Origin of the sequence: Akkermansia sp. KLE1798, assembly GCF_001580195.1 — a bacterium.
Taxonomy (GTDB): Bacteria; Verrucomicrobiota; Verrucomicrobiia; order Verrucomicrobiales; family Akkermansiaceae; genus Akkermansia; species Akkermansia biwaensis.
In genome coordinates this window covers 34,343-47,663 of sequence record NZ_KQ971100.1, presented here as the reverse complement: position 1 = coordinate 47,663, position 13,321 = coordinate 34,343, and the positions used below count along the sequence as shown (strand labels likewise).

General features: G+C 59.7%; 12 protein-coding genes. 2 read left to right on the top strand and 10 right to left on the bottom strand.

Annotation, left to right across the window (positions count from 1 at the left end; translation table 11 throughout):
- Positions 1-23: 23 nt before the first annotated feature.
- Positions 24-1,202: a hypothetical protein gene (locus HMPREF3039_RS13015; RefSeq protein WP_147550291.1), complete on the bottom strand. Its 1,179-nt coding sequence runs from the start codon at positions 1,200-1,202 to the stop codon at positions 24-26.
- Between the two features lie 211 nt (positions 1,203-1,413).
- Between HMPREF3039_RS13015 and HMPREF3039_RS13010 the strand changes: the two genes are divergently transcribed.
- Positions 1,414-1,770, top strand: coding sequence for a hypothetical protein (locus HMPREF3039_RS13010; protein ID WP_067573716.1), 357 nt, complete (start codon positions 1,414-1,416; stop codon positions 1,768-1,770).
- Between the two features lie 234 nt (positions 1,771-2,004).
- Here HMPREF3039_RS13010 and HMPREF3039_RS13000 read toward each other — a convergent pair whose 3' ends face one another.
- The 7 genes from HMPREF3039_RS13000 to HMPREF3039_RS12970 all read right to left on the bottom strand — a co-directional run bounded on the left by HMPREF3039_RS13000 (position 2,005) and on the right by HMPREF3039_RS12970 (position 8,874).
- A complete protein-coding gene (locus HMPREF3039_RS13000; protein WP_067573796.1) occupies positions 2,005-2,991 on the bottom strand; it encodes a bile acid:sodium symporter family protein in 987 nt (328 codons plus the stop codon).
- A 42-nt stretch (positions 2,992-3,033) separates the two neighbouring features.
- A complete protein-coding gene (gene tyrS / locus HMPREF3039_RS12995; RefSeq protein ID WP_067573720.1) occupies positions 3,034-4,215 on the bottom strand; it encodes a tyrosine--tRNA ligase in 1,182 nt (393 codons plus the stop codon).
- A gap of 266 nt (positions 4,216-4,481) precedes the next feature.
- Positions 4,482-4,712, bottom strand: a complete 231-nt coding sequence (locus HMPREF3039_RS12990; protein WP_067573722.1) for a hypothetical protein — start codon at positions 4,710-4,712, stop codon at positions 4,482-4,484.
- Positions 4,713-4,763: 51 nt separating this feature from the next.
- Positions 4,764-5,126 carry a DMT family protein gene (locus HMPREF3039_RS12985; RefSeq protein WP_067573724.1) on the bottom strand — a complete coding sequence of 121 codons (363 nt, stop codon included), beginning with the start codon at positions 5,124-5,126 and terminating at the stop codon, positions 4,764-4,766.
- Positions 5,127-5,141: 15 nt separating this feature from the next.
- Positions 5,142-6,098 (bottom strand): ABC transporter permease, encoded by a 957-nt coding sequence (locus HMPREF3039_RS12980; protein ID WP_067573726.1) that lies wholly within the window; start codon positions 6,096-6,098, stop codon positions 5,142-5,144.
- The gene (locus HMPREF3039_RS12975; RefSeq protein WP_067573731.1) at positions 6,095-7,009 is read right to left on the bottom strand and encodes an ABC transporter permease; all 915 of its coding nucleotides are present in this window, start codon (positions 7,007-7,009) and stop codon (positions 6,095-6,097) included. Before HMPREF3039_RS12975 ends, HMPREF3039_RS12980 begins: the two co-directional genes overlap by 4 nt.
- 5 nt (positions 7,010-7,014) lie before the next feature.
- Positions 7,015-8,874 (bottom strand): peptide ABC transporter substrate-binding protein, encoded by a 1,860-nt coding sequence (locus HMPREF3039_RS12970; protein WP_067573733.1) that lies wholly within the window; start codon positions 8,872-8,874, stop codon positions 7,015-7,017.
- A gap of 144 nt (positions 8,875-9,018) precedes the next feature.
- Between HMPREF3039_RS12970 and HMPREF3039_RS12965 the strand changes: the two genes are divergently transcribed.
- The gene (locus HMPREF3039_RS12965; protein ID WP_067573735.1) at positions 9,019-11,151 is read left to right on the top strand and encodes an alpha-L-fucosidase; all 2,133 of its coding nucleotides are present in this window, start codon (positions 9,019-9,021) and stop codon (positions 11,149-11,151) included.
- Between the two features lie 274 nt (positions 11,152-11,425).
- On the opposite strand, the gene HMPREF3039_RS12960 is transcribed toward HMPREF3039_RS12965, so the two are convergent.
- Together HMPREF3039_RS12960 and HMPREF3039_RS14235 are read right to left on the bottom strand one after the other, a co-directional pair.
- A complete protein-coding gene (locus HMPREF3039_RS12960; protein ID WP_082780688.1) occupies positions 11,426-12,391 on the bottom strand; it encodes a thioredoxin family protein in 966 nt (321 codons plus the stop codon).
- A 350-nt stretch (positions 12,392-12,741) separates the two neighbouring features.
- A partial coding sequence (locus tag HMPREF3039_RS14235) for a hypothetical protein (RefSeq protein WP_197457910.1) occupies positions 12,742-13,321 on the bottom strand: 580 nt, incomplete at its 5' end.

Genomic DNA, 13,321 nt, shown 5'->3' with positions numbered 1-13,321 from the left:
AACGGGCCGGGAAGTCCCGCACGTTAGTCCTGCGCCTTCCCCTCCCCGGGAGACGGCGGCGCAAACTTCAACTTCATACCAAACTTCTTCCAGGCTTCCGCCATGTCCTTCTGCACCTCCGACGGACTTTTGCCGTCCAGCAGAATGGCACGGGCCTTTTCCTGTTCTTCCGCATCCCAGGCCATGAGGTAGCGCCTGAGCCGGTCGGCCCTGCCCTCTCCTTCCAGATGGCACCAGTAAACGGTCCACAGCAGATCGGCCCAATATTCCGTGCCTTTTCCCTTCAGAATCTGGTCATGCCCGGAGGCGGAATGGGAAGAGTCCCGCGCCAGCAGGTCTTCCAGCGCCGGGAGGGAATCCCGGCCCGCGCGCAGGCTGCGCGGCAGCATGGCCGCCAGCCTTCCGGGAATTTTCCGGAAGACGGTTTCATCCTTTTCCCTGGGGAGAAACGCCATATAGGCGGAAAAACCGTCCACCAGCCAGTGCTCCACATCCAGGGACTGCATCACCCAGTGGGTAACGGCAAAACGGGGGTCCACCGCGTCCGGTTTGACCGGATTGCCCTTTTTGTCCCGCAGAAGCAGGGCCGTAAAGCTGGTGGGGGAGAATTTGAGCCTGCCGTTCCGGAGGCCGGGGACCTTTTCCATCTCTTCCTCGCTGAAACACACCCTGACCAGATACTTGCGGGACGGCTTGCGCGCCACCGTCAGATTCAGGGGAATCGCCGCCAAAGTGCGCAGAATGGATTCAAACCGCCGGGCAACGGCCTCCTGTTCCGGCTTGGCCAGCCGTCCGGGGGATTCAATGATGAAGTGGTCCGTCTCGTAAATGCTCAGGTCGTCCGTTTCCTGAACGGTTTTCACCAGCAGAAAGCCGGCCAGTCCGGCCTTCCGGGGCCAGTCCGCATTCCAATTCGGTTCCAGACGCGTATAGGACATCCCCCCCTTTCCGGTCTCGGGAGCGTTCCCGACATCCGTATCCGGCAGGGTTCCTCCGGACTTCACCCACTCCTGGATATATTCCTGGTCGGCCCCGGAAAAGATGTTCCTGGGCACGGCAACCACCCGGCCGTCATTCAGCTTCAAGTCCACCTCCGCATCGCGGACGGCCACCAACGCGGCTGTGACCGTCGCGCCGCGGTCGTTCGTCCAGACGCGCGCATGAACGCCCCCGGCGAGACTCAGTCCGACCAATGCGGACAATATATTTACGGGGAAGGTCATAGGACTCCGTCTATGCGCAAACGCTACCACAATGCCCCGCGGACGCAACCCTTTTTCAGGGCACGCCTCCGGCAGCGGCGCCCGGCGGAACAAGAAGCCCCGCCTTCCTCCCCGCGTCATGACAACCGGCCGGAGGAGTTGACATGCCCCTTCAAAATCCATAACCTTGCCAAAGAAAGGAGAAGAATACATGCATATCAGACCATTCAGAAAGAATCTTCCGGTGACCGCCGTCACCCTGATGGCGCTGGGCATCATGTTCTTCCTGTTCTTCATGCACCCCCATTCCCAGGAAGAATCCCTGGAATTCTACACTCCGGACGGCAACGGAGTGGGCTCCTTCCGGGTGGATATTACGGAAGTGCAGGCCGATCCCGCGTATACGGAAATCAGGATCGTCCCGGAGGACATGGAATCCTTCCACCGCTTCATGGACAAATTCCGCAACAGGTCCGTAACGGCAAAAATCCCGGAACGGGGAAGTCACGCCATCGTTCCGGGCAGGGACATCCAGAATGACGGCATTCTTCGCCTGGCCGGGAATTGACATAAATTCCCTCTCGGGACGGAAACGCCGGGAACCGGGAGGTTCACGCTTCCGGCAGGCTTCCCGGCCAATATGGGGCCAGAGAAATTTTTCCCGTCCATGTTCCGGGAGCCAGGGACCATGCCGGGCGGATTTTCCATGGGCAGGGTTGCCGGAAAACAGCCTGAAACAGCTTTTTCCTGCCTGAAAAAAGGCTTCCCGCATCCCTATAACCGGCAACCCGGCTCTCCATGCCTACAGGGAACCGTCCTTCTTCTCCTCCAGGTCCCTGCCCCACCTCCGGGCCAGGATGGAACAGACCATCAACTGGAGCTGGTGGAAAATCATGATCGGGATGACCAGCAGGCCGATGGGGGAGCCGGCAAAAATCACGTTCATCATCGGGATGCCGGTAGCCAGGCTTTTTTTGGAACCGCAGAAGATGATCGCAATCCGGTCTTCCCGTGAAAAACGGAGCCTGCGGGAAAGAAAAGCCGTCAGCCAGAGGACGACGGCCAGCAGAAGGGCGCAGAACCCCAGCACTTCCACCAGGGAAAGCCAGGGCAGGTTCTTCCAGACGCCGTTGACCATGGCGTGGCTGAATGCCGTGTAAATGACCAGCCAGATCGTGCTGTGGTCCGTCCAGGAGGTGACGTTCCTGTGCGCCACCACCCATTTGCCTATCCAGCGCTGGGCGATCTGCCCGGCCACGAACGGCACCAGGATAATGTAGCAAATGTTCAGGAAGGTGGAAAAATCCACGCCGTCCGCCCCTCCCCGCGACCACACCAGCCCCACGAGAAGAGGGGTCAGAAACACCCCCAGCAGGCTGGAAACGGAAGCGGAGCAAATGGCAGCCGCCACATTCCCGCCTGCCATGGACGTGAACGCAATGCTGGACTGGACCGTGGAAGGCAGCATGCACACGTAGAGCATCCCCATGCACAGGTCGGGCCCCAGCACGGCATTCCACATGGGAATGCTCAGGATGCCCAGCAAAGGAAAGATGACGAAGGTACTGGCGGCCACCAGGCTCTGGAGCCGCCAGTGCATCAGCCCCTCCCACACGGAGCGGCGGGAAAGCTTGGCCCCGTACAGGAAAAAGAGCAGGATGATGGCTGCATCGCTCAAGCGGCTGAAGACGGTATCCCACACGCCGGAACAGGGAATCAGAATCCCCGCGCTCACGCTGACCACCAGGCCGACGGTGAAGCGGTCCAATTTGGAAAGGAATCCCGGCATGGAAAAAAGGATCAAGGATGATGAAGAAAGAAGGATCTTCCCTTACTTAAAACGCACGGCGTGCTTCTTGCTCAGGCGCAGAATGCTGCCGGGCGACAGTTCAAGCGCGGAAGAGGGGTCCGTCACCTTGACGTCGTTCAACTGGATGGCGCCGGGGGTGAAATGCTCCTTGCGCAGCACGCCGTTGGATTTCTTCAACTGGAATACCGTTTCAAAGATGAAGCCCACCAGCGCCAGCGCGTTCATTCCGCCGGGGAGGGAGGAAAGCTCCACTTCCGGGAGGTCCGCGGCGGCGAGGTCCCTTTTGGAAAAACGGGTTTCCCAGTCCGCGCGCGCGGCGTCCGCGGCCGCGGCGTCATGGTAGCGGGCCGTGATCTTCCAGGCCAGCAGCTTTTTGGCTTCCATGGGGTGCAGTTCCATGTCCCGCTTTTCCCCCAGAAGAACGAGGTAGTAGCGGTCCATCAGCTCGTCGCTGGCGCTCATCATCTTGCCGAACATCATTTCCGGCGCTTCGTCCACGCCCACGTAGTTCCCGTAGGATTTGGACATCTTGCGCACGCCGTCCAGCCCCTCCAGCAGGGGCATCGTCATGGCGATCTGGGGCAGCATGCCCTGCTCTTTCTGCAAATCGCGCCCCACCAGAATGTTGAACAACTGGTCCGTGCCTCCCAGCTCCACGTCCGCGCGGATTTCCACGGAATCCCAGCCCTGCATGATCGGGTACTGGATTTCGTGCAGGCGCACTTCCTTGCCGCTTTCCACACGGGCCTTGAAATCCTCGCGCGCCAGCATCTGCTGCATGGTGACGCGGGCGTTGAGCTTCAGCACCTCTTCATAAGTCATCTTGCGGAACCAGTCCCCGTTGTACACGATCTCCGTCTTGTCCCGGTCCAGAATCTTGAAAGCCTGCTTGGTGTACGTCTCCGCATTTGCCAGCACCTGCCCGCGGGACAGGGGGGGGCGCGTTACGGAACGGCCGCTGGGGTCTCCGATGGTGGCGGTAAAGTCCCCGATGAGCAAGACGGCCTGATGCCCCAGTTCCTGGAACTGGCGCAGCTTTTCAATAGCCACCGTATGACCGAGGTGAATGTCCGGCGCAGTGGGGTCCACGCCCAGCTTCACGCGCAGGGGGCGCCCCAGCTTGAGGCGTTCCTTCAACTCTTCACGGCTGATCACGACGGCGGTACCGCCCATCAATATATCTAATTGCTCATCTATAGTCATTGATCTGGCGCATAGAGTGCCGGGGGCCCCGCGTCTTTTCAAGCTTATATCCTGTGCGCGAGGCATTAGACCCGGCAAACGCCCGGCCGGAACCGCAGCCATGCGCCGGAACAAATCCGCTCCCTCCCGTCCTGCCGTCCGCCTGGATGGCCATACGGATGCAGCCGAAAGAGTATTGCCGTGTACTTATCCGCCGCGGAGAGACCGGCAGGCGCCCTGTTTACGGGATGCGGCGCTCCGGAATCTCCGGGCAAAAGGCGGCTGCCTCAGATAGTGCGGTACAGGTAGGGATAAGTGGTACGCTGGACGGCGGCGTAATGCGGCCGCGGCCTGGGGCCGGGCCTGTTCTGGTTGTTGTGCCAGCCGTTGTCGTGGTTGTTGTGATTGTAATGGTGGGAGGGACCGGGCCGGTAATAGTCGCGGTCATGATGGTGGCAGCCCGCGGCCAGGACGACGGCGGCCGTTGCCGCAAGAATAGTTATTATTTTAATTTTCATATACAAAGGGTAAGACCACTTTGGACATGAAATACGAAGGGAAAAAGTCTGTCACCCCAGCAAACGCTCCCTGTTGACGAAGAAAACAGCGCCCAGCACGCACAGGAAAGCCCAGAGGTAGTCCCACTTCCATTTCTCCCCGATGTAGAACAGGGCGAACGGCACAAAAACGCACAGCGTGATCACCTCCTGCATGATTTTAAGCTGCGCCACATTCAGGCCGCCCGCATTGCCGATACGGTTGGCGGGGATCATGAAGCAGTACTCAAAGAACGCCAGCCCCCAGCTCATCAGGATAATGAGCAGCAGGGGCTTGTCGTCCACCGGGGAACCCTTTTTCAAATGGCCGTACCATGCCCACGTCATGAAGACGTTGGAAACGACCAGCATCGCAATCGTCAAAGCAACTTTCATTCTCTCTATAAAAAATCAATCCTTGGAGGACTTCGGGTCCAGCGCGTCCCGCAGGCCGTCCCCCAGAAAATTCAGCGCCAGCAGGGTCACGGAAAACAGCAGGGCCGGGAACAGGAGCAGTTCCGGGCTCACTTCCATGCGGTCCGCCCCCTCCTTGATGAGCGTGCCCCAGGAGGAATTGGGGGCCTTTACGCCCAGCCCCAGGAAGGAAAGGACGGCTTCCAGCAGCATGATTCCCGGCACGGCCAGCGTCGTGTACACGATCACGGAGCCGAACAGGTTCGGGGCTATGTGGCGGAAGAGGATTTTCACATGCCCTATGCCCAGGGAACGGGCCGCCTCCACGAATTCCCGCCCCTTCAATTCCAGGGTCTGCGTGCGCACGATGCGCGCCAGCGTAAGCCATCCCAGCGCACCGATGGCAATGAAGAGCGGAATCAGCCCGGTGATGGGGCTCACCATTTCCACGGACCACCCGGTAATGCCGGAGATCCACTGCGTGAGCTGCCGGGAAGGTTCCTCCACGGAGAGGGAGAAAATGATCACCAGCACAATGAACGGCAGGGCGAAGAGAACGTCCACCAGGCGCATCATCAGGGCATCCAGCCTGCCCCCGGCATAACCGGAAACCAGGCCATACGCCACGCCGATGACCAGGGACACGCCCGTAGCGACCACGCCCACCAGCAGGGAAATGCGGCCGCCGTACAGCACGCGTGCCAGAAGGTCCCGCCCAAGCTGGTCCGTGCCGAACCAGTGGTCCCAGGAAGGGGCTTCCGCGATGCGCGCCAGGTCCTGCACGTTGGGATGCGGCAGCCACGGCAGCAGGGGCCCCAGAAAACAGGAGGCCACCATCAGGACCAGGGCCAGCAGGGAGCACATGGCTGCACGGTTCCGGGAAAGCCGCAGAAAAGCGTCCTTCCACAGGGAAGAACCCTGTTCCTCCGGCGCGTTCAGGCTCTCTTTCTTCATGACTCCGCTCTCAGTCTCGGGTTGACGGCCATCTGCACCAGGTCCACGGCCAGATTGGCCGCGACGATCAGAATGCCGTAAAACAATACCAGCCCCTGGATGAGGAAATAGTCCCGGTCCGTGGTGGCGTTCACGAAGTGCTGGCCCATGCCGGGCACCTGGAAGCAGGTTTCCACCACGAAGGAGCCGGTAATCATGGCGGCAAAAGCCGGCCCCAGGTAGGAAATGGCCGGAATCAGTCCGCCGCGCAGGGCGTGCTTCCAGACCACCCGGAAAGGCCCCGCCCCCTTGGCGCGGGCCGTCCTGACAAAATCCTGCCCCAGAACTTCAAGCATGCCGCCGCGCGTCAGCCGGGCCAGGTAGGCGGCGTTCACGAGCCCCAGCGTCAGGGCAGGCAGCAGCACGCAGCCGGGGGAGTCCCACCCCGCCACGCTCAGGCCGGGCACGTGCATGCCCAGTCCCACGCCCAGCAGCGGAGCCACGACGAAGGCGGGAATGCAGATGCCCGCCATGGACACCAGCATCACCCACCAGTCAATCCAGCGGTTTTTATACAGGGCCCCCAGAATCCCGGCGGGAATCCCCACCATGATGGAAATCACCATGCCGAGGACGCCCAGCTGGAGGGAAACCGGGAAGGACTGCCCGATCATGTCCGCCACGCTAATGCCCTCCTTCACCAGGGAAGGCCCCAGGTCGCCGTGGGCCAGCATGTTCCACCAATAGCGCCCGTACTGGACAAGGGCGCTCTGGTCCAGCCCGTAACTGGCCTGCAACTGGTGCAGAACGTGTTCGGGCAGCTTCTTTTCCCCCATGAAGGGATGGCCGGGGAGCATGCGGATCAGTAAGAACGTCACCGTTTCCAGCACAAAAATGACCAGAATCCCCTGCCCCATGCGTTTCAGGATCATCCTGGTCACGGCCGTTCCCCCTTTCCTGCGGCCTGCGGGGCGCGCAGGCTGATATCTTCAAACAAATGGTTGTCCAGCAGGAGGGGATGCCAGCCCTGCACCTCCGGCCTCTTCAGGTAGGAGCGCCTGGCCCAGTACAGCGGAATCACCGGGGATTCCGACAGCATCAGAACTTCCGCGCGGGCCAAAAGTGCCATGCGCTTTGTCTGGTCCCCCGTGGCCCGGCTTTCCGCCAGCAGGCGTTCATATTCCGGATGTGACCAGCCCGTGTTGTTGTTGCCGGAAGCGGCGCTCCACAAATCCAGAAAACTGGACGGGTCCAGGTAATCCCCGGACCAGGAGGAGGAACTCAAATCATACTGCATGGAATTCTGGGCGAATTTGTAGGCGGTCCATTCACAGGAACGTATCTCCACATGAATCCCCAGGTGCTTTTTCCACATGCCCTGGATGGCCTCCGCCATCGTCTTCTGCACCTCGCGGGAAGTAGTCATCAATTCCAGCCGGGGAAATCCCTCCCCGCCGGGAAACCCGGCCTCCTCCAGCAGGGCGCGCGCCTTTTCCGGATTGAATTCCACGCCGTGCGGCGTGCCGTACCCCGCGCCGTCCGGCGTGAAGCCGAAGCACGGCTGGCCTCCCCCGCACACCACGTCCCGCACCAAGGCCTCCCTGTCCACGGCCATGGAGAGGGCCTTCCGCACGCGGGCGTCCTTCAACGGCCCGTGCCCGGTATTCAGCCGGTAAAAAATAGTCACGTAATAATCGTCCTGGCAAAAGTCCGCCCCGCCGCGCTCCCGTGCGTACGCCGTCATCTCCGGCGGCACGTTGTTGGTCACGTGCATCTTGCCGTTGAAGAACATGCGGGTTTCCGTAAATCCGTTCACGGTGGGAAGAAAGCGGACGCCGTTCAGGCGGACCGCCGCGGCATTCCGGTACCGGGGATTCCGCCTCACCTCCACATAATCATTGAAACGGTGCTCCGCCATCACGAAGGGACCGTTGCCCACGGCCGCTCCGGGCCTAGTCCATGCCCCCGCCCGGCTCAGCATGCCTCCATGGGCCTCCACCGCATGGCGGGGGACCGGAAACCAGGTGCAGTGCAGAAGCAGCAGGGGAAGCTGGGGCATCGGGGAACGCATCGCCAGCTCCAGGGTATGGTCGTCCACGGCGCGCGCGCCCACATGCGCGGCATCCCACAAATCAGGGCGTCCGGCGCGGAGGTCTTCCAGCATGATGGCCGCCATCCGTTTTGCGGCATCCGGCGGCATTCCGGCGGGCCATTCCATCAGGGACGGCTCCCGGACCAGTTCTTCCAATTCCGGGGCATCCATGCCGTCCAGCTTCTTCCAGTCCACGCGGTCCAGCAGGGCCGCATCCAGCCCGTATTCCACGGCAAATGCGGAGCCGGGACCGAATAAAATCAGACTGCGGAAATTCCTGTTGTACGCCTCCGCATTCTTCAGAGGATAAAGCATGTCCGCATACCTGCCTCCGAACTCCGGATGCAGCAGGCGGTGGTAGGCATACACGAAATCATGGGCCGTCAGCGGAGTCCCGTCGCTCCACACGGCATCCTTCCGCAGGGAAAACCGCCATACGTCCGCTTCCGGATTGTGCGTCCACGATTCCGCCACGGCGGGATGAAAAACGGAATCCTTCCGGGAATCCCCGCGCAGCAGCCCCTCCATCACGGCGTTGATGATCTTGAAGTCGGAAACGGAGGTGGCTACGTGCGGGTCAAAACTCTGGGGCTCCGTGTTATTGCCCACAATCAGGATTCCGTCTTCCTGCGCCCGTTCCACGCTGGTACGCGTGTCGCATCCTGCAAGCAGGAACATCACGCAGAAAATCATGAACAGGCGCATGGCCGGATTCTGTCAGGTTTCCGCTTTCCGCGCAAGATTTCACCTGAAAGAAATTCACTTTGCGGACTGCCGTGATTCTGGTCTTTTCCTAGTCGCCAGCACTCCAAACTGGCTTTCCCCCGAACGCTTCCCTACCATTTTCCCATGTTTCAATTCAAACATCATCTGTTTTGCCTCCTGGCCCTGCTTGCAGGCGCCTCCATGGCGGCAGCGGCGGCGGACACGGCTCCCTGGCTCAGGGCCTGGATCGATGGGGAAGAAATAACGGGAACCACGCTGGAAAGCCGCTACAGCACCCCGGACGACGAACCTGCCAGCCCCGTCATCCGCTGGGAAAAAAGCGATTCGAGAAACGGCAAACCCGTTCTTGTCCAGCAGGGAAAGGACAAGGAATCCTACACGCTGACGGACAAGGACGCGGGCCAGTACTTCCGCATCATCGTGGGCAGCGGCACGAAAGACGCCATTGCCAGTCCGTGGATAGGCCCGGTGATCACGGAAAAGCAGGCGGAAAGCATTAATAACCGCTTCGATCCCGCCAACACCTACCAGGAAAACGTGGACGCCCTTCAGAAGGAACTGTCGGAAAAACTCAGGGGCGCCGTCTATTTCACCGTGGAAACCGGCAAGCTCCACGGCTCCCCCTACGCCATGGTCAACAACGAACGGGTACCCCTCCCGGAAGATATCCGGCCCTTCCGGGAAAACGGGAAAATCTATATAAACCAGCCTTTTGTTCAAGCCGTTTTCAAGAAGGAACTTCCGGACGAAATCATGGAGGAAGCGGGAGGCCAGAAAGCCTACGAAATAGGCAACGCAGCCAGGGCGCTGAAACTCAACCTCTGGCAGGGAGACAAGGAAAAAGCCCCCGTGCCCAATTTCCGGCTCCAGCCCATGGCCGAGGGCCTGGTGGTCTTCACTCCGGAGAAGAACATCTTCTCCCCGGTCAGGGACCGCGACCTGGTCAATGAAGCCATTAACCGGCTCTTCGACTTCAAGGCCAATGACGAACAGCTCCAGTGGTTCCGCGACGCCAAATTCGGCATGTTCATCCACTGGAACCCTTCCTCCCTGCTGGAACGGGAAATCAGCTGGGAACGCAATGCCGCTCGCCCCTTTGACAGCAACAGCGGCAAGAAGAACGTCATGGATTTCGAATACGATTCCACCTACCGCCGTTTCAACCCCAAACAATACGACCCCAAAAAATGGATGTCCGTCGCCAGGAAAAGCGGCATGAAATATGCGGTGCTGACGAGCAAGCACCACGACAGTTTCAGCAACTTCCCCTCCGCCTACGATACGTTCACCATCGCCAATACCCCCTACGGCAAGGACATCGTGGGCCAGTTTGCGGCGGCGGTACACGCGGCCGGGCTTAAACTGGGCTTCTACTACTCCGGGCGGGACTGGTACAATCCCTACTACCTGACCAACCAGCACTACCGCTATCTGGAATATTACTTCGGCCAAATCAGCGAACTGCTCACCCGCTACGGGCAGGTGGACATCATCTGGTTTGACAGCCTGGGCAGCAGCTCCCTCAACCAGTGGGACCCCCGCACCATGATCCGCCGCATCAAGCAATACCAGCCCGACATTCTGATCAACAACCGCATGAACGGCACCAGGGGCGGCAACAAGGGCCCCCTGGCGGAAAACCTGAAAGGCGATTTCCTGACTCCGGAATGCAAGCTGGGGCCGTTCAACGACAAAACTCCGTGGGAAAGCTGCATGACCGTGGCCGACATTCCCGGCACCCGCTGGACGGGCAACTGGTCCTACACCTCCAAGGCCAAAGTCAAGCCCGTGGAAGAATCCATCAAATTCCTGATCAACAACACAGTCAAGGACGGAAACCTGCTCTACAACATCGGGCCGACGCCGCTGGGCACCTTCGTCCCCGAACAGGCCGACACCTTCCTGGCCATGGGCAAGTGGATCGCCCCCTACCGTGAGGCTATCTACGGCACTCGCGGCGGCCCCTACAAGGATATGCCTTGGGGCGGAAGCTGCTACAAAACGAACCGCAACGGCAAAAAAACCGTTTACCTCCACGTCAGCCCCCTGATTGCGCAGAAAGGAAAAGAACTGAAAGGTTCCGAACCCTTGTTCATCAAGGACACCGGCGACAAATTCACCAGGGCGACCGTAATCGTGGACGGTACGTTCAACGGAAAGGAAGCCAGGCTGGAGAAGGAAGGCGGCCAGTACAAAATCACGCTCCCCGCAGGCATGTCCTGGGACAAGTGGGATACCGTCATCAAGCTTCAATAACCGCTCTTTTTCATCAGAAAACAGACAAGGCAGCAGGCCGGTCCCGGTATCATCCGGGGCCGGCTTTTATTCTTCCCGGAGACTCATGGGGCCGCCTTCCGTCTCCTGCGAGGAACGGTCAAAGCAATGGAAGGGGCAATATTCCCGCAACATGACCGATTTCTTCCGCCTTGTTCCCGCAAAGCGGCTTCCGCAGGCATGAAAAACCCCGCAAGGACCATGCGGGCCGTTGCGGGGCAGTCCTCCGTATCAGGAGGAAAAAAGCAGTGTCAGCTTACTTGTTCTGAGCCTTTTTGGCAGCTTCAATCTGGGCCTTGATCCGGTCCTTGTTGGCAAGAATTCCAGCCTTGATGCGGGGAGCCTGCTGGCCCGCTTCCGTACCCGGCTTCAATTCCGCGACCTTGTCCAGGATCAACACGGCGCCGTCCACGTCACCGGTGGAATTCAGGAAAGTGCCGAATTCCATCATCAGCAATTCCTGCTGGGTTTCCGGAAGGAGCTTGTCACGGTTGGGATAGGACTTGACCACCTGAAGGGCTTCGGCAGGCGTGGTATTGGCCGTCATCTTGCCGGCCAGGTAATCCTGCACTTCCTTCTGTTCCTTCTTGAGCTGGTCGGCGTGGGCGTCCGCAGCCTTCAGACCGGACTTGTCGTCCTTGTCCAGCTTCTTGATTTCCGCCTTCACGTCACCGTAGAAATTGTCCACATAATCCTTGGGAGCCAGCTTGAGCACTTCCATCAGCGCGGCAACCTTGGCTTCATCCGTGGAAGCCTTCGCAACGTTGGCTTCCGCCGCCTGAAGGGCTTCCTTGTTCTTCAGGGCGTCCTGCATGGCTTTCATCACGTCTTCCCTGGGCCTTCCGCCCACAAAGCCGCCGAAGGGCTTGCCGGAAGCATCCGCAAACACCACGGTCGGAAAACCCGTCACGCCGTACTGTTCGGCAAGCTTCTGGTTGGCCGCCTTCACTTCAGCGGACTGTTCCTTGCTGCGCGGGTAATCCAGCTCCAGCAGCACAAAGTTCTTCTGGGCTTCCTTCTGGAAATCAGGCTTGCTGAACACATTGGCGCGGAGCTGCATGCAGGGCGGGCACCAGTCGGAGCCGGTGAACTCGATCATCAGGTCCTTCTTCTGTTCGGCAGCTTCCTTCTTGGCGGCGTCCATATCGGTCAACCACCCCTCCGCGGCAAAGCAGGGTGCGATGCAGGCGGCAACAACTATTGGCAGAATTTGTCTAATCATAGCTACAATTAATATTGAAGGGTCGGACACGCGCCGTCAATCTCCCGTTCAATCATTTTTAGAAAACATCCAAAATGGCGCATCATATCCGGTTAAAATGACAGACGGGCCAAATACGGCCATTAAACGCCATCCTTCCCTTTTCTCCGGAACAGCCTCCGAGCAATCCAATGCCATACCTTTCCGACGTATCTCCTGTTTTCAGGACAATGCGGGCCCCCAGCCACAGGCTATTTCCCTCATTTTCCGCAAGAAAGAATCGGGAGGCATGCCACACCGCATCCCACAGCAAAAACCCGCAGCAGCTCAGGCGTTGCGGGGCAGTCTTCCGGAGCGGGAAAAGAAAACAATTACTTGTCCTGCTTCTTCCGAGCCGCGTCAACCCGGGCCTTGACACGGTCCTTGTTGGCAAGGATTCCGATTTTGAAGAGAGAAGCGTACCGTCCGGTTTCCGTATCGGGAGCCAGCTCCACCACCTTGTCCAACATCAATACGGCGCCGTCCACGTCGCCGGTGGAATCCAGGTAGGCGCGGAACTCCGCCATCATTAAATCCTGCCGGGGTTCCGGAAGAAGCTTGTCGCGGTTGGGATAAGCCCGGACCGCTTGGAGAGCCTCGGCAGAGGGGGTCTTGGCCGTTATCTTGCCGGCCAGGTAATCCTGCACTTCCTTCCGTTCCTTCTGGAGCCGGGCGGCACGGATGTCCGCAGCCTTCAGACCGGACTTGTCGTCCTTGTCCAGCTTCTTGATTTCCGCCTTCACGTCACCGTAGAAATTGTCCACATAATCCTTGGGAGCCAGCTTGAACACTTCCATCAGGGCCACGGCCCTGGCTTCATCCGTGGAAGCCTTCGCAACCTCGGCTTCCGCCGCTTGGAGAGCCTCTTTGTTCTTCAAGGCGTCCTGCATGGCTTTCATCACGTCTTCCCTG